Origin of the sequence: Streptomyces sp. NPDC058195 (genome assembly GCF_042883525.1) — a bacterium.
In the GTDB taxonomy this organism is placed as follows: Bacteria; Actinomycetota; Actinomycetes; order Streptomycetales; family Streptomycetaceae; genus Streptomyces.
This window is the reverse complement of record NZ_JBHVVM010000011.1, coordinates 134,535-150,519: the sequence shown is the minus strand read 5'-3', so window position 1 is coordinate 150,519 and position 15,985 is coordinate 134,535. Positions and strand designations below refer to the sequence as shown.

Here is a 15,985-nt window from a genome sequence, read left to right as displayed (position 1 = left end):
CGGTCCGGCTCACCCCTCTCTACGCGCTCTTCGCAAGACAACTCCCACCTCGCGCAGCCGTCCGGGCTTGCTGGGCTTGGGCGGTCCGGGCAGTACATCGAACCCGGCGGCCGTGATCGCGGCCAGGGCGGCGTGCCCGCCCGCCACGAACCCGGCGAGAAGCAGCTTGAGCCTGCCGTCGACGCTGCCCACCAGGGGGGCGCCCTCGTTCAGCAGTTCGCGGGCGCGGTCCGCCTCGTAGGCGACCAGTGAGCGCACCGAGGCGCTCGCCGAGGGTGCGGCGAGGTCGGCCTCGGTGACACGGAACCGCGCCATGTCGTCGGCGGGCAGATAGATCCGGTCGCGGCCGAGGTCCTCGGCGACGTCCTGGAGGTGCTCGACGATCTGCAGGCCGGTGCAGACCGCGTCGGAGCGGCGGATGCGCTCGGGGCTGGCGGTGCCGGTGATCTGGAGCACCAGCCGGCCCACGGGGTTGGCGGACAGTTCGCAGTAGGCCAGGAGTTCCTCGTACGTCCCGTAGCGGCGGACCTTCTGGTCCTGCCGGTTCGCCTCCAGGAGGCCGAGGAAGGGTTCCGGGGTGAGGGCGCGGCGCCGCACGGTGGGGCGCAGGCCGCGCAGCAGGGGGTGGCGCGGCGCCTCGCCGGAGGTACCGAAGACCCGGTGCAGGTCGGCCTCCAGGGCGTCGAGCATGGCGAGCCGGTCCGAGGACCGCGCGGGGTCGACGCCCAGGTGCCGGGCGTCCGCGCCACCGGGGGCGAGGTCGCCGTCGCCGATGTCGTCGACGAGCCGGGCGTAGCCGTAGACGGCCATCAGGTCGTCGCGCCAGGCCCGGGGCAGGAAGAAGGGGGCTACGGGGAAGTTCTCGTGCGCGGCCTTGTCGAGGGTGCTGGGCACGACGTCGTCGGCGTACGTCCGGGTCATCGGTCGCCGCCCGGTGCTGGGACGGCGTGAGCACCCCGGAGCTGGAGATCTTCCGTCATTGCCGCCACATCTCCCGTTCTACACCGCTGACCCAAAACATCCCATTCCGGACACGCCGCCCGCTCGGCCGAGTGCGGAGCGCTGTCTACGGGCCGTGCACCAGGGGCTATCGCCCCACTTGCCTCGAATCAGCACCGGTCCAGCTTACGTTGTACAACGCTCATCCATACGGCGGGGTGCGAGGCGCCCCGTCGCCCCGTGCACCGCCTCGCCAACCTTCCACCCGATCAAGGGAATTGACGTCATCCGACGGGACGAGATCCGGCGCGGGGCATACCGCCGGGCGTGCACGGGCCCGGACACCGTCCAGCATCCGGACACCACGACGGCCCCCGCCGGGAAGACCGGCAGGGGCCGTCGGGACGTCACGGAGCGGCGGGGGCCCTACTTGCCGGTCTCGCGCTCGTACGCCTTGAGCACCTCGTCCGTCGGACCGTCCATCAGGAGCTCGCCCTTCTCCAGCCAGAGCACCCGGTCGCAGGTGTCCCTGATGGACTTGTTGCTGTGGCTGACCAGGAAGACGGTGCCCGCCTCCTTGCGGAGCTCCCGGATGCGCTTCTCGGAGCGGATCTGGAACTTGCGGTCACCGGTGGCCAGCGCCTCGTCGATCATGAGGACGTCGTGGTTCTTCGCGGCGGCGATGGAGAAGCGCAGCCGCGCGGCCATGCCGGAGGAGTACGTACGCATCGGCAGGGTGATGAAGTCGCCCTTCTCGTTGATCCCCGAGAAGTCGACGATGCCCTGGTAGCGCTCGCGGATCTCCTCGCGGGACATGCCCATGGCGAGGCCGCCGAGGACCACGTTGCGCTCACCGGTCAGATCGCTCATCAGCGCCGCGTTGACCCCGAGCAGCGAGGGCTGGCCGTCGGTGAAGACCTTGCCCTGCTCGGTCGGCAGCAGACCGGCGATGGCCCGCAGCAGCGTCGACTTGCCGGAGCCGTTGGTGCCGATGAGGCCGATCGCCTCGCCCCGGTAGGCGGTGAAGGTGACACCGCGCACGGCGTGGACCTTGCGCACCCCGCGGGGCTCGCCCTTGCCGCGGCGCAGTATCCGGCTCAGCGCCGCGGTGGCGCTTCCCTTGCCGCCGCCCGTGCCGTTGACCCGGTACACGATGTGCACGTCGTCGGCGATGACGGTGGGGACGCGTCCCTGGGTCTTGTCGTCAGCCACGGCCGTACCGTTCCTCTGCCTTCCAGAAGTACACGAAGCCCACGAGCCCGACGAGGACCGACCAGCCGAGCGCCACGATCCACACATGCGCGGGCAGGTTGCTGGAGCTGTAGCCGTCGATCAGCGCGAAGCGGATCAGGTCCATGTAGATGGCCGCCGGGTTGTACTGGAGCACATCGGCGATCCAGGCCGGCTTGTCCGCGAGCATCACGGGGATGGAGAACATGACGCCCGAGGCGTACATCCAGGTCCGCATCACGAACGGCATCAGCTGGGCGAGGTCGGGGGTCTTGCTGCCGAGCCGGGCCATGATCAGCGCCAGGCCGGTGTTGAAGACGAACTGCATGACCAGCGCGGGAATGATCAGCAGCCACGAGAGACCCGGGTAGCTGCCGAAGGCGACCGCCACGACCGCGAGCACGATCATCGAGTACAGCAGCTGCTGGAGCTGCTGGAGCGAGAACGAGATGGGCAGCGACGCGCGCGGGAAGTGCAGCGCGCGGACCAGTCCCAGATTTCCGGAGATGGCCCGCACCCCGGCCATGACGGAGCTCTGGGTGAAGGTGAAGACGAACACCCCGGTCACCAGGAACGGGATGAAGACTTCCTGGGTCATCCCCTTCCGGGTGCCCAGGATCAGCCCGAAGATCAAGAAGTAGACCAGGGCGTTGAGCAGCGGCGTGGCCACCTGCCACAGCTGGCCGAGCTTCGCCTGGCTGTACTGGGCGGTCAGCTTCGCCCTGGAGAACGCCATGATGAAGTGGCGCCGGCCCCAGAGCTGCCGGATGTACTCAAGGAGCCCCGGCCGGGCGCCGCTCACCGTCAGACCGTACTTGGCGGCCAGCTCGGCCGGGCTCAGGCCGTCGTCGGCGGATGGCGGGGTGCTCAGGGCGACCGCACCGTCGTGGGTTGTGTCACTCACCAGATGAAACTCTCGTATTCAAGATGCGCAGCCAGTCGCGGGCGCGGCTCGGAGCGGACAGGTCCCGCAGGGAAAACGTACGTCCCATGCTCTCAGAGGAGAACCTCTCAGATCACGGGAGGTCGGCCGAGGCGGGTCAGCCGCCATACGGTGCGCCACTTCATCGGACGGCGGGTACCGCACGGGGTGGACCAGCCCTCCCGGAAGCCGCCGAACCACGCCTTCAGCGCCGCTCCGGACGGCTTGCGGAGCAGGGTCAGCAGCAGCCACACCCCGAGGTAGACCGGCACCAGGGGGGCGGGCAGGTTGCGGCGCGCCAGCCAGACCCGGTTGCGGGCCACCATCCGGTGGTAGACCGCGTGCCGCGAGGGCGCGGTCGTGGGGTGGTTGAGCACCATGTCCGCGCGGTAGTCGATCATCCAGTCGGCGTCCAGCGCCCGCCAGGCGAGGTCGGTCTCCTCGTGCGCGTAGAAGAACTCTCCCGGCAGCGGGCCGACCTCGGCGATGACCTTGGTGCGTACGGCGTTGGCGCCGCCGAGGAAGGTCGTCACGCGGGAGGAGCGCATCGGGTCGGAGGCGCGCAGCCGCGGCACGTGGCGGCGCTGGGTGACACCGGTGTCCGGGTCGGCGATCCGGAAGCTGATGATGCCGAGCCGGGGGTCGGACGCGAAGGCGCGGCGGCACAGCTCGGCGGTGTCGGTGCGCGGCAGCAGTCCGTCGTCGTCGAGGAAGAGCAGGGCGTCCACATCGGCGCCGGACGGGCCGAAGGCCTCGATCCCGACGTTGCGCCCGCCGGGGATGCCCAGGTTCTCCGGCAGCTCGACGGACCGCACGCCCGCGGGGACGTCCGGTACGGGCGCGCCGTTGCCGACGACCACCACCTCGATCCGGTCGCCCTCCTGCGCGGAGACCGAATCGAGGAGGGCACGGAGCTCCTCGGGGCGATTGCCCATGGTGATGATGACCGCGCCGAGTTTCATGGGTGCGCTCACTTCAGCCTGCTCGACACCAGGATCGACACCAGGTGCAGCAGCGTCTGCAGCAGCGCGATCCCGGCCAGCACGGCGACCATCAGGCGGCTGAAGAAGAGGTCGTCGCGGACCGAGTCCAGAACGGCCGCCACCAGGATGACCAGGGACGCCTCGACCCCGAGGATCAGCCGGTGGAACTTGAGCGCGGCGGCGGCCCGGCGGGCGAGCGCCATCCCGGAGGAGCGCGGCTCCGAGGCGGCCTCCTTGACCGGGGGCAGCCCGCCCTGGTGACGGGCGACGCCGACCAGGTCGGTCTCGGCCTTGATCAGGATCGCGCCGAGGGCCGCGAGCGTCCCCAGGAAGGCCCAGAGCCAGTCGATCCGCCCAGTGCCCCACAGGTCGGCGGCGCGCAGGCCGAAGCCGACCAGCACGGCCGCGTCGCAGAGGTACGCGCCGACCCGGTCGAGGTAGACGCCGCCCAGCGAGAACTGCTTCTTCCAGCGGGCCACCTCCCCGTCGACGCAGTCGAGCAGGAGGTAGAGCTGGACCATGAGCACGCCGAGCAGTGCGCCGGGGATGCCGGGCACGAGCAGGGCCGGTGCGGCGAGCACCCCGGCGATGGTCATCACGTAGGTCAGCTGGTTCGGGGTGACCCGGGTGTTCACCAGGTGCCGGTCGATGCGCAGCGAGATCTCGCGCATGTAGAGCCGACCAGCCCAGTGCTCACCGCTGCGCCGGTCCTTCACGCCCGGCGGGTGCACGACCGGACGGAGTTCAGCTATCGATGGCTTTTGCATAGTCGGCGTACGCGTCCCTGATCTGGTCGGTGGACAGGTTGAGGTGTTCCAGGATGGTGAAGCGCCCCGGGCGCGTCTGCGGGGCGTACTCGACGGCCCGGACGAACTCGTCGGCGCTGAAGCCGATCTCGTCGGGCCGGACCGGCAGGCCGTGGCGCCGCAGGGTGGCCGCCATGAGCAGCGACTCCTCGCGGGCGCCGCGCAGGTGCATGGCGAAGCAGGCGCCGAGGCCGACCTGCTCGCCGTGGCTGGCCGCGCGCCGGGGGTACAGCAGGTCGAAGGCGTGGTTGATCTCGTGGCAGGCGCCCGAGGCCGGCCGGGAGTCCCCGGCTACGGACATCGATATGCCGGTCATCACCAGGCCCTCGGCGAGCACCTTGAGGAAGGCGTCGTCGCCGATCCCGCCGGGGTGGCGCAGCACGGCCTCGCCGGCCTGCCGGGCCATGGCGGCGGCCAGGCCGTCGATCTCCTCGCCGGTGACCTCGTGGGCGAGCTCCCAGTCGGCCACGCAGGAGATGTTGGAGACCGCGTCGCCGATGCCGGAACGCACGAAGCGGGCCGGGGCCCGGCGGACGATGCCGAGGTCGATGACCACCGCGATCGGGGTGGGCACCCCGTAGGAACCGCGGCCGTTGTCGTTGTCGAGCGTGGCGACGGGCGAGCACAGGCCGTCGTGGGCGAGGTTCGTCGCCACGGCGACCATGGGCAGGCCGACCCGGGCCGCCGCGTACTTCGCCACGTCGACGATCTTGCCGCCTCCGAGGCCGACCACGGCGTCGTACCGGTTGCCCTTGATGTCGTCGGCCAGCTTGACCGCCGAGTCGAGGGTGCCGTCGGTCACCGGGTACCAGTCGGCGCCGGGCAGCGCGGGCTCCAGCCGCTCGCGCAGCGCGCGCCCCGAGCCGTCGCTGATCGCGACGGCCAGCTTGCCGGAGGCGGAGATCCGCTGGTCGGCGAGGAGGCCGGCCAGATCGTCCAGGGCGCCGCGACGGATGTCGACGACGACCGGGGACGGGATCAGCCGGGTCAGTACTGGCACGCGATCTCACGGCCCTTCGCGAGGTCGTCGTGGTTGTCGATCTCCACCCACGTCACTTCGCCGATGGGGGCCACGTCGATGGTGAAGCCGCGGTGCACGAGCTCCTGGTACCCGTCCTCGTAGTAGAGGTCGGGGTCACGCTCGAAGGTCGCCTTCAGGGCGTCGGCCAGCTCCGCGGCGGCCTCGGGCTCGATGAGGGTGACGCCGATGTACTCGCCGGTCGCGGCGGCGGGGTCCATGAGCTTGGTGATGTGCCGCACGCCCTTGCCGTCCTCGGCGACGACCTTCATCTCCTCGTCGGCGAGCTGCTTGACGGTGTCGAGGGCGAGGATGATCCGGCGGCCCTCGCCGCGGGCGGCGAGCAGGGTCTTCTCGACGGAGACCGGGTGGACGGTGTCGCCGTTGGCCAGGATGACGCCGCGGCCCAGGACCTCACGGGCGCACCACAGGGAGTAGGCGTTGTTCCACTCCTCGGCCTTGTCGTTGTCGATCAGGGTGAGGCTGAGGCCGTAGGCGGCCTCCAGCTCGGCCTTGCGGGCGTACACGGCCTCCTTGCGGTAGCCGACGACGACGGCGACCTCGGTGAGGCCGATCTCGGCGAAGTTGGCCAGCGTGAGGTCCAGGACGGTCTTCTCGCCGTCGACAGGCACGAGGGCCTTCGGAAGCGTCTCGGTGTAGGGGCGCAGGCGCCGTCCTGCACCGGCTGCCAGTACGAGGCCGATCATGCGGGTTCTCCTTCGTCGTGAACGGCGGGTGCTCCGGAGGACACCCAGAAGCGGATGGACTCCACGAGCACCACCAGGGCCACCGCCACGGCGAGCGTGGTGAGTGCCGCGGTGAAGGCCTGATGCTGGGTGAACACGGCGGCGAGTACGGCCACCGCCAGGACGCGTCCCTCGTGCCCACCGATCGTGCGGACCAGCCACTGGGGCGGTGCGCCGGTGCCACCGCGGATGCGGTACACGGTGTCGTAGTGATGGTAGGCGACGGCCGAGACCAGCCCGAAGGCCGCCGGCAGGGCGCCGGGGACCTCGCTGCGGGCCGCGAGGATCAGCACCGTGCAGTATTCGGCCGCCCGGAACGCCGGGGGCACCAGCCAGTCGAGGGCGCCCTTGAGCGAGCGGGAGACGGCCATGCCGGAGAACATCGCGTAGACCACCGCGGCCAGGATGGTGTGCCAGCTGCCGAAGGGCTGGGTGAGCGCGGACGCGACCATCAGGGCACCGGCGAGCAGGGCGGTGACCGGGGCGCTCCAGCTGCCTCCGAGCCGGGGCCCGACCGCGGCCACGGCCTCGGCCAGCGGGCCGGAGTCGGCGAGGTCCGCGAGGGCCTGGGCGGCGCGGTCGGTGCGCCGTGCCTTGCGGGTGACCGAGCGCAGCAGCCGCCCGGCGGTGGTGTAGCAGGCGGCGAAGGAGCAGCCGATGAGCAGGGCGTAGAAGACGGTCCGGGGCGTGGTGACGGCGGTGAGGACCGCGATCATCGCCCAGCGCTCACCGATCGGGAGCACGATCATGCGGCGCAGCCAGACCGTCCAGCCGACGCTGTCGAGCTTGGTGGAGAGGGCTGCCGTGGGGCTCGAGTTGGCCACCGCGTCGTGGTTGGCCTCGTTGAACGAGAAGTCGATGACGTGCCTGCACGCCTGGAGCACCATCGCGCCGAGGGCGAGCGCCCATACGTCGTCGCCGCCGCGGGCGGCACCGAGCGCGAGGCCCGCGTAGTAGGCGTACTCCTTGGCCCGGTCGAAGGTCGCGTCGAGCCAGGCGCCCATCGTGGAGTACTGGAGCGAGTAGCGGGCGAGCTGCCCGTCGGTGCAGTCGAGCACGAAGGAGAAGAGCAGCAGCAGCCCGGCGGCGATGTAGCCGCCGCGGGTTCCGGTGGCCGCGCTGCCGGCCGCTATGAGCGCGGTCAGCAGGGACGCGGTGGTGACCTGGTTGGGCGTGAGGCCGCGGCGGGCGCACCAGCGGGCGATGTAGCGGGAGTACGGGCTGATGAAGAACGTGGTGAAGAAGCCGTCGTGGGCCTTCACCGCGCTGCGCAGCCGTACCGCTTCGTCGTCGACCGCGTCACGGGCGTGCCGCGCCGCGTCACGGGCGTGGCCGTCGGCAGGTACGGCGGCGACCAGCGAGCCGAGTTCGGGGCGCTGGACCGCGGTGCCCCCGGCGTCCATGGTGAGAGCGATCCGGCCGGGGACGGTGCGGTCGGTGACCGCCACGTCGGCGGGGCCGACGGGCACGCCCGCGCCGACGGCCTCGGCCGTGGTGTCCAGGGCCCGGGCGAGCGCGGGGCGTGCCTCGGGCTGCGCGGTGAGCGCGCCGGGCACGGTGGCGGCGGGGAAGCGGGGGTCGGTCAGCCCGAGCCGGAGGGCGTGGACATGACCGACGAAGCGGGGGTCCACCAGTGCGACGCGGCGATCGGCGGGGACGGCCGAGAGCAGCCGTGCGGCCTCGGACACATCGGCGGCGATCTGTACGTCGAAGCCGAGTGACCTCAGGTCGTCCGTGAGCGACGACCCGGGTACCGGTGCACCGGTGAGGATGGCGGTCGACAGACGAACTCACTCCTTGGCGCTGGCGAAGTCGGCGCGCGACAGTGCGGCCCTGATGCGGGCCGGCGGCACGTCGGCAGAGGCTATCGGATGAACGGAAGCGCGAGTTCACTGACCGTTTGCGCTCTGTTCGAGGCGGACCGGCATCCTGCGACGCCGTCCGCGATCATCATCGTCGATCGCCGCCTCCACTGACAAAACGCGGTGGTCCCCGCCCCCTCCCCCGCCAGGCCCCAACGCTCTGACCTGCCAGCATTTCCGCAGGTCACAGCATATGACAACGGTGTTCAGTACCGTGTTGCCGTATACCCCCCACCCGTAGTTCACTGGGCCTCCCGGGCCGACCGCGTCCGGGGTGTCGAGACGGCCGGGAGGCGTTCCTCATGGGGGCAGGGCACGACCACGGACACACACACGGCGGCCCGCCGCCCACCGGCACGGCGGCGGCAGCCCACCGGGGGCGGCTGCGGATCGCGCTCGGCATCACACTCACCGTGATGACCGTGGAGATCGTCGGCGGCCTGTTCGCCAATTCCCTCGCGCTGATCGCCGACGCGGCCCACATGGCGACCGACGCCCTGGGGCTGGGCATGGCACTGCTGGCGATCCACTTCGCCAACCGGCCGGCCGGGCCGAACCGCACCTTCGGCTACGCCCGCGCCGAGATCCTCGCCGCGCTGGCCAACTGTCTGCTGCTGCTCGGGGTGGGCGGCTTCCTGCTCTTCGAAGCCGTCGAGCGCTTCATCACCCCGGCCGAGACCAGGGGCGGGCTGGCCATCGCCGTCGCGCTGGTCGGCATGGCCGCCAACATCATCTCCCTGTCGCTGCTGATGCGCGGGCAGAAGGAGAGCCTCAATGTGCGGGGCGCCTATCTGGAGGTGATGGCGGACACGCTCGGCTCGGTCGCGGTGCTGGTCTCGGCGGGGATCGTCCTGCTCACCGGCTGGCAGGCCGCCGACCCGATCGCCTCGCTGGTCATCGGCCTGATGATCGTCCCGCGTACGGTGAAGCTGCTCCGGGAGACCCTCAACGTGCTGCTGGAGTCCGCGCCCAAGGGGGTCGACATGGCGGAGGTACGGGCCCACATCGTCGCCCTGCCCGGCGTGCTGGACGTCCACGACCTGCACGCCTGGACGATCACCTCGGGCATGCCGGTGCTCTCCGCCCACGTGGTCGTGCGCCAGGACGCGCTGGACTCCATCGGCCACGAGAAGCTCCTCCACGAACTCCAGGGCTGCCTCGGCGCCCACTTCGACGTGGAGCACTGCACCTTCCAGCTGGAGCCGAGCGGCCACGCCGAGCACGAGGCCAGACTCTGCCACTGAGCCCCGTGCCGCAGGCCGTGTAGAGTGCGCGCGGAGGCATGGTGGCCTCCTGTGTGTGAGACGAGAGAGGAGCTGAGGTTGATGACCGTCACGACGGCGCCTGCCCGGCGCAGCATCCGGTCCTTCCTCATCTCCCGGGTTCTCGGCTAGCGCCCGACTCGCAACGGGTCGACCCGTTGGCCGGAGCCCTCTCACCCAAGGGTTCTCCGTTGACCGAGCACGACCACGCCGTCGTTACCGAGGCGTTCTTCTCCCTTCATCATGGCCTGCCCCGGCAGAGCCCCGGCTCCGACGCCACCACCCGGCGGCTGCTGGAGCTGACCGCCGCGCTGCCGCCCCGTCCGCGCGTCCTGGATCTGGGCTGCGGGCCCGGCCGGGCCGCCCTGCTCCTCGCCGCCGAGGCCGGTGCCGAGGTGACCGCCGTCGACCTCCATCAGCCGTTCCTCGACGAACTGCGCACGGCGGCCGACGCCCGCGCCCTCGGTGACCGCATCCGTACGGTCCGCGCCGACATGGGCGCGCTGTCCGGCCCCGATTTCCCCGACGGGTCCTTCGACCTAGTCTGGGCGGAGGGCTCGGCGTACTGCGTCGGGCTCGGCACCGCGCTGCGGGACTGGAAGCGGCTGCTCGCCCCGGGCGGCTCGCTCGTGGTCACCGACTGCGTCTGGACGACCGACGCGCCGACGGCCGCGGCGCGGGCCTTCTGGGAGCGTGAGACGACCATGCGCCCCGTGGCGGGCAACACCGCCATGGCCGTGGCGGCGGGCTACCACGTGCTGGGAACGCTGGTGCAGCCCGACAGCGACTGGGACGCGTACTACCTCCCGCTGGCCGAGCGGGTCGCGGCCGCCGACGTCTCGGCCCCCGGCATGGCACAGGCGCTCGCGGCGACCCGTGAGGAGCTGGCGATGCGGCGCGACCACGGCGGGGAGTACGGCTACGCGGGCCATGTGCTGCTCCCGGCCGACCCCCGCTGGCCGACGCGGCCGGAGACGGCGGCGGACGCGGCGGACGTGCACGCGGTCAACGCCGCGGCCTTCCCGACGCCGGACGAGGCGGCGCTCGTCGACGCGCTGCGCACCGACCCGGCGGCCTGGCGGCCCGGCCTCGCCCAGGTGGCGACGGACGGTCCGGACGGCGCCGTCGCGGCGTACGCCCTGCTGACCCGGTGCTGGGTCGGCGAGGCTCCGGCGCTCGCGCTGGCCCCGGTGGCGACGGCTCCGGAACACCAGCGGCAGGGTGCCGGTCAGGCCGCCGTACGGGCTGCGCTCGACGCGGCCCGGCTGCAGGGCGAGTCGCTGGTCCTGGTGCTCGGCCACCCCGCGTACTACCCGAGGTTCGGTTTCGTACCGGCGTCGCGGTACGGGATCCGGCCGGGCTTCGACGTTCCGGACGAGGCCATGATGGCGCTGGTGCTCGACGCGTCCGCACCGGTACCGCAGGGCACGATCACCTACCCGGCCGCCTTCGGCGTCTGATCCCGGTCCGCATCCGGTCCGCCGGACACGCCCCGCGCGTGTCCGGCGGACACGCCCCAGGTGCGGACAAGCCGCTTTTGTACGGCAGACTTGGCCGGACTCGACGGGACCGGCGCACCGGGCCGGGACCATAGCGAAGGATGGGTATGCCGACCACACCAGCCACCGCGGCACACAGCTCGTCGAACGGCGCAGCAGAAGAGATCATGCTCGAACTGGTCGACGAGAACGGCACCACCATCGGTACGGCGGAGAAGCTCGCCGCCCACCAGCCGCCCGGTCGGCTCCACCGCGCCTTCTCCGTCTTCCTCTTCGACGAGCAGGGCCGCCTGCTGCTCCAGCGCCGCGCGCTCGGCAAGTACCACTCCCCCGGTGTCTGGTCGAACACCTGCTGCGGCCACCCCTACCCGGGTGAGGCTCCGTTCGCCGCCGCCGCCCGGCGCACCCATGAGGAGCTGGGGATCTCGCCCTCGCTGCTGGCCGAGGCGGGCACGGTCCGCTACAACCACCCCGACCCGGCCTCCGGCCTGGTGGAGCAGGAGTTCAATCACCTCTTCGTGGGAATGGCGCAGGACCGGCCGGACCCGGATCCGGAGGAGGTCGGCGAGATCGCGTTCGTGACGGCCGGGGAACTCGTCGCGCGGCATGCCGAGGCGCCGTTCTCGGCGTGGTTCATGACGGTGCTGGACGCCGCGCGTCCGGCGATCAGGGAGCTGACCGGGCCGTCCGCGGGCTGGTGACGGCGCCCCGGCCGGCCGCACCCCGCTCCGGGCGGGACGCGGCCGGCCGGGGGCGAGGCCGCGGGGCGGGCTCAGGCCCGGGGGTTCAGCGGAAGCGCCGCCCAGATGGTCTTCCCGCCGCCCGCGGTGTGCTCCACGTCGCAGGCACCGCCCGCCTCCCGGGTGATCTCCCGGACCAGCAGCAGCCCGCGCCCGCCGGTCTGCCCGTGGTCCGTCTCCAGGGCCGTCGGACGGTAGGGGTGGTTGTCCTCGACGGACACCCTGATCCACTCCTCGCCGACGGCCAGCTCGACGGCGAGCTCCGGCGAGAGCAGCGCGGCGTGCTTCACCGCGTTGGTGACCAGCTCGGAGACGATGAGCAGCAGTCCTTCGGCCACGTCCTCGTCCAGCGGCACGCCCTGGCGTGCGATCAGGTCGCGTACCGCGTGCCGGGCCTGCGGCACGGAGACGTCCACGGCCGGGGCGGTGAACCGCCAGACTCCCTCGTACGACACGGGCCGTGCGGGGACACTCCCGCGGCTCTCCATAGTCCGGTACCCGCTCTCGCTCGATGGTGACTGCACGTCGGGTACAGAGTGCGCGGCGTCACCGGGCCGGTCTGGGCCAGTGAACTGAATTCGACTCCTATCGATGCGTTTTGACCGGACCGTGTGTCGACGGCTCAGTCTTCGGACCGGTTGTGCCCGTCCTTACCGGGCGGGTGGGACAGCCCCTCGGTCACCCTCTGTTGTTCGGAGACCAGCGAGACGACCCGGCGGCCACCTATCCCGGTCGCGATCAGGCCGAGCCCGTCGAAGAGCAGTGCCAGCGAGAAGAAGACGCCCAGGACGTAGCGGCTGCTGTGCGGCCAGTCGAAGAGCACCAGCAGACCCAGCAGCAGGCCGAAGGCGCCCTGCAGCAGCGTCCAGCCGAACTGCGGGCCGCGCACCACGACACTGCCCACGAGACGGAACACCCCGCCGGTGAGGAAGAGCAGCGCGGCGAACATGGTCAGCGCCTCCGCGCTGCCCTGCGGGTGGCGGATGACGACGACTCCGGCGGCGATGTTCAGCGCGGCCACCACGACGCCCAGCCAGAAGTAGTCCGTGCCCCGCGAATCGATGGCGTGGAGCAGGCCGACGATCCCGCCGACCAGCAGCAGCCAGCCGAACAGGAGCATCGACGTCAGCGTCGCGACGCCGGTGTAGACGAGACCGACCAGGCCGGCCACGACGAGAATGATGCCGAGCAGGGCGAGCCAGCCGAAACTGCGGCTCAGCCTCCTGCCCTCGGCTGCGGGATCGGCCATGGGAAGCTCCTCACGGTGCGTGCCGGGTCGGCGACCCCTTCTTGATCATAGGTTCGAGCGCGCCGGATAGCATCCGGCGCATGGACCGCACCGAACCCGGCCTGGAGCACGCCGTCGCTGACGGCGTCGCCACCGTCGTCATCCGCAACCCCGCCAAGCGCAACGCGATGACCACCGCGATGTGGCGCGCGCTGCCCGGCCTGCTGGAGCGGCTGGCGAAGGAGGAAGCGGTCCGGGTGCTGGTGCTCACTGGCGCCGGGGACACGTTCTGTGCCGGTGCGGACATCTCCTCGCTGCGCGCGCCGGAGCGCGGGCCGGGGAGCGATCCGCAGACGCTCGCGATGGCGGCGGAGGAGGCACTGGCCGCGTTCCCCCGGCCTACGCTCGCGGCGATCCGCGGGTACTGCGTGGGCGGCGGCAGCCAGCTGGCGGCCGCCTGCGATCTGCGGTTCGCCGAGGAGGGCGCGTCCTTCGGCGTCACCCCGGCCAGGCTCGGCATCGTGTACGCCGCGTCGTCGACCCGCCGTCTGGTGGCGCTGACCGGCCCGGCCACGGCCAAGCACCTGCTGTTCTCCGGCGAGCTGATCGACACGGCACGGGCGCTGCGGACCGGTCTGGTCGACGAGGTGCTGCCGCCCGGCGCACTGGACGGACGGGTCGCCGCCTACGTGAAGACCCTGGTGGCCCGCTCGCGGCTGACGCAGTCGGCGGCGAAGGAGTTCGCCGACGGGCGGGAGGGGCGGGAGGCGTACTGGGCGGAGCAGGCGCGCCTCAGCGGCGACACCGCCGAGGGCGCCGCCGCCTTCCTGGAGCGGCGCGCGCCCCGCTTCACCTGGACCGGCCGGGCCTGACGGCCCGCGCCCGCGCTACTGGAGGAGGTAGTGGCGCTGGGCGCGGAACTTCTCGACCATCGCCGCCGGGGCCTTCTCCGGCGAGCCCGCGTCGTACGGCGGCTGCGGGTCGTACTCGGTCAGCAGCTGTACGGCCTGGGCGTGTTCGTCGCCCGCGATCCGGCCGGCCAGGGTGAGGCCCATGTCGATGCCGGAGGAGACCCCCGCCGCTGTGACGTACTTGCCGTCGACGACCACGCGTTCACCCGACGGCTCGGCCCCGAGCTCCGCCAGTACGTCCAGCATGAGCCAGTGCGAGGTGGCCCGGCGGCCCCTCAGCAGTCCGGCCGCGCCGAGCAGCAGTGAACCGGTGCACACGGAGGTGGTCCAGGTGCTGGTGGCATCAGCGGCGCGCAGCCAGCCGAGCAGGGCCTCGTTCTCCATCTGGTCGCGCTGGCCTGGGCCTCCGGGCACGACCACCACGTCCGGTGCCGGAACTTCGGCGAAGGTCCGCTCGGCGACGAGTGTGAGGCTGCCGACGTCGTTGCGCACGGGGCCGGTCCGTCCGGCCACGAACACGCTCCGGGCACCGGGGGTGCGGGCAAGCATGTCGTACGGGCCCACCGCGTCGAGTGCGGTGAAGCGGTCGAAGAGGACGATGGCGATCTGCATGGGTTCCCTTTCACGGCCGGTCAAGGACGGGCCTTCGGTCATCGGCAGCCGGCCGGTGGTCAGCCGGTCATCAGCCAGTCGGTCGGTCGTCAGTGGCCGGGCGGCGACGGATCCGTCGCCGCCGGACGCGGGTCAGTGATCAGCCGACCGCGGGATGCGGGCGGAACCGTCGGCGGTATTCGGCGGGGGCGGTGCCCAGGGCCTTCACGAACGCGCGGCGCATGGCCTCGGGGGTGCCGTATCCGCAGGCCCGGGAGATCCCTGCGACACCCTCGGTGGTGTCCTCCAGCAGCCTGCGGGCCTGTTCCAGGCGTACGCGGTCGACATAGCGCCCCGGTGTGAGCCCCGTCTCGGCCCGGAAGGCGCGCGCGAAATGCCGGGGCGAGAGGCGGGCGCGGGCGGCGAGCGCCTCGATACGGAGGTTCCCGCCGGGGTTCTCGGTGATCCAGTGCTGGACGTCGCGCAGGGGTTCGCGCCGCGCGGCCTGGGCGGAGAGCTGGGCGCTGAACTGGGCCTGGTTGCCCGGCCTGCGCAGAAAGACCACGAGGTGCCGGGCGACGGTCAGCGCGATGTCCCTGCCGTGGTCCTCCTCGACGAGTGCGAGGGCCAGGTCGATTCCGGCGGTCACTCCGGCGGAGGTCGCCAGTCTGCCGTCGCGCACGAAAATCGGGTCCGGGTCGACCTCGACAGCCGGGTGGCTGCGGGCGAGGTGGTCGCAGACCGTCCAGTGCGTGGTCACCCGGTGTCCGTCCAGCAGTCCGGCCCCGGCGAGCAGCAGCGCGCCGGTGCAGACGGAAACGAGCCGTTCGGCGCGCGGAGCGTGCTCGCGCAGCCAGTCGACGAGTGCCGGGTCGGGGTCGCGGGTGCCCTCGCCGCCGGGCACGAGCAGCGTGTGGGGCGGTCCGGCGTCGGCGAGGCTGCTGTCCGGGACGAGGACGAGGCCGCTGCACGTGCGGACCGGGGCGCCGTCGAGCGAGGCGGTGCGCAGGGCGTACCCGGCCCCGGGGAAACGGGAGGCCCCGGCGAAGACCTCCACCGGCCCGGTCACGTCGAGGCTCTGGACGCCGTCGTAGAGGACGACGAGTACGGATCGCTGCGTCATGCCCGCCATCCTGGCCGGACCCCGGAGATGGCCGCAATGACGAAGAACCCACCTTTCCTGCCCTCGCACGGCGCCGGAATCCGGGCGCCGCCTCGGGGTTACGGTGCGTACCGACCAGTCGGTAA

General features: G+C 71.9%; 16 protein-coding genes. 4 read left to right on the top strand and 12 right to left on the bottom strand.

All coding sequences use genetic code 11. From position 1 onward, the window contains the following. Nucleotides 1-9 precede the first annotated feature (9 nt). The 8 genes from hpnC to ACFVWY_RS16400 form a co-directional block, all read right to left on the bottom strand. The gene (gene hpnC / locus ACFVWY_RS16435) at nucleotides 10-921 is read right to left on the bottom strand and encodes a squalene synthase HpnC (protein ID WP_389872284.1); all 912 of its coding nucleotides are present in this window, start codon (nucleotides 919-921) and stop codon (nucleotides 10-12) included. A gap of 444 nt (nucleotides 922-1,365) precedes the next feature. Continuing rightward, complete coding sequence (locus ACFVWY_RS16430) at nucleotides 1,366-2,151, bottom strand: ABC transporter ATP-binding protein (protein ID WP_389872281.1); 786 nt, start codon at nucleotides 2,149-2,151, stop codon at nucleotides 1,366-1,368. Continuing rightward, the gene (locus tag ACFVWY_RS16425; protein WP_389872278.1) at nucleotides 2,144-3,073 is read right to left on the bottom strand and encodes an ABC transporter permease; all 930 of its coding nucleotides are present in this window, start codon (nucleotides 3,071-3,073) and stop codon (nucleotides 2,144-2,146) included. The genes ACFVWY_RS16430 and ACFVWY_RS16425 overlap by 8 nt, the downstream gene beginning before the upstream one ends. Before the next feature lie 107 nt (nucleotides 3,074-3,180). Beyond that, complete coding sequence (locus ACFVWY_RS16420) at nucleotides 3,181-4,053, bottom strand: glycosyltransferase family 2 protein (protein ID WP_389872464.1); 873 nt, start codon at nucleotides 4,051-4,053, stop codon at nucleotides 3,181-3,183. Nucleotides 4,054-4,061: 8 nt separating this feature from the next. Continuing rightward, a complete protein-coding gene (locus tag ACFVWY_RS16415; protein ID WP_389872276.1) occupies nucleotides 4,062-4,841 on the bottom strand; it encodes a CDP-alcohol phosphatidyltransferase family protein in 780 nt (259 codons plus the stop codon). After that, entirely contained in the window at nucleotides 4,819-5,880 is a 1,062-nt protein-coding gene (locus ACFVWY_RS16410; RefSeq protein WP_389872273.1) for an iron-containing alcohol dehydrogenase family protein, read from the bottom strand. Before ACFVWY_RS16410 ends, ACFVWY_RS16415 begins: the two co-directional genes overlap by 23 nt. Continuing rightward, nucleotides 5,868-6,605 (bottom strand): sugar phosphate nucleotidyltransferase, encoded by a 738-nt coding sequence (locus ACFVWY_RS16405; RefSeq protein ID WP_389872271.1) that lies wholly within the window; start codon nucleotides 6,603-6,605, stop codon nucleotides 5,868-5,870. Before ACFVWY_RS16405 ends, ACFVWY_RS16410 begins: the two co-directional genes overlap by 13 nt. Further along, on the bottom strand, nucleotides 6,602-8,371 hold the full coding sequence (locus ACFVWY_RS16400; RefSeq protein ID WP_389872460.1) for a DUF5941 domain-containing protein: 1,770 nt from the start codon (nucleotides 8,369-8,371) through the stop codon (nucleotides 6,602-6,604). The genes ACFVWY_RS16405 and ACFVWY_RS16400 overlap by 4 nt, the downstream gene beginning before the upstream one ends. Nucleotides 8,372-8,808: 437 nt before the next feature. On the opposite strand from ACFVWY_RS16400, the gene ACFVWY_RS16395 reads away from it, so the two are divergent. The 3 genes from ACFVWY_RS16395 (at nucleotide 8,809) to idi (ending at nucleotide 11,968) form a co-directional block, all read left to right on the top strand. Beyond that, a complete protein-coding gene (locus ACFVWY_RS16395; RefSeq protein WP_389872268.1) occupies nucleotides 8,809-9,750 on the top strand; it encodes a cation diffusion facilitator family transporter in 942 nt (313 codons plus the stop codon). Between the two features lie 209 nt (nucleotides 9,751-9,959). Next, entirely contained in the window at nucleotides 9,960-11,228 is a 1,269-nt protein-coding gene (locus ACFVWY_RS16390) for a GNAT family N-acetyltransferase (RefSeq protein WP_389872265.1), read from the top strand. A gap of 146 nt (nucleotides 11,229-11,374) precedes the next feature. Continuing rightward, nucleotides 11,375-11,968: an isopentenyl-diphosphate Delta-isomerase gene (gene idi / locus ACFVWY_RS16385; RefSeq protein WP_389872262.1), complete on the top strand. Its 594-nt coding sequence runs from the start codon at nucleotides 11,375-11,377 to the stop codon at nucleotides 11,966-11,968. A 71-nt stretch (nucleotides 11,969-12,039) separates the two neighbouring features. On the opposite strand, the gene ACFVWY_RS16380 is transcribed toward idi, so the two are convergent. Both ACFVWY_RS16380 and ACFVWY_RS16375 read right to left on the bottom strand, forming a co-directional pair. Next, a complete protein-coding gene (locus ACFVWY_RS16380; RefSeq protein ID WP_389872259.1) occupies nucleotides 12,040-12,495 on the bottom strand; it encodes an ATP-binding protein in 456 nt (151 codons plus the stop codon). Nucleotides 12,496-12,629: 134 nt separating this feature from the next. Then, a complete protein-coding gene (locus ACFVWY_RS16375; protein WP_389872256.1) occupies nucleotides 12,630-13,256 on the bottom strand; it encodes an HdeD family acid-resistance protein in 627 nt (208 codons plus the stop codon). Between the two features lie 80 nt (nucleotides 13,257-13,336). Here ACFVWY_RS16375 and ACFVWY_RS16370 point away from each other — a divergent pair, with 80 nt between their 5' ends. Further along, on the top strand, nucleotides 13,337-14,107 hold the full coding sequence (locus tag ACFVWY_RS16370) for an enoyl-CoA hydratase/isomerase family protein (RefSeq protein ID WP_389872253.1): 771 nt from the start codon (nucleotides 13,337-13,339) through the stop codon (nucleotides 14,105-14,107). A 15-nt stretch (nucleotides 14,108-14,122) separates the two neighbouring features. Here the strand turns inward: ACFVWY_RS16370 and ACFVWY_RS16365 are convergent, their stop codons facing one another. Beyond that, complete coding sequence (locus ACFVWY_RS16365) at nucleotides 14,123-14,758, bottom strand: DJ-1/PfpI family protein (RefSeq protein ID WP_389872251.1); 636 nt, start codon at nucleotides 14,756-14,758, stop codon at nucleotides 14,123-14,125. 139 nt (nucleotides 14,759-14,897) lie between these two features. Continuing rightward, entirely contained in the window at nucleotides 14,898-15,860 is a 963-nt protein-coding gene (locus ACFVWY_RS16360) for a GlxA family transcriptional regulator (protein WP_389872249.1), read from the bottom strand. Nucleotides 15,861-15,985: the final 125 nt, after the last annotated feature.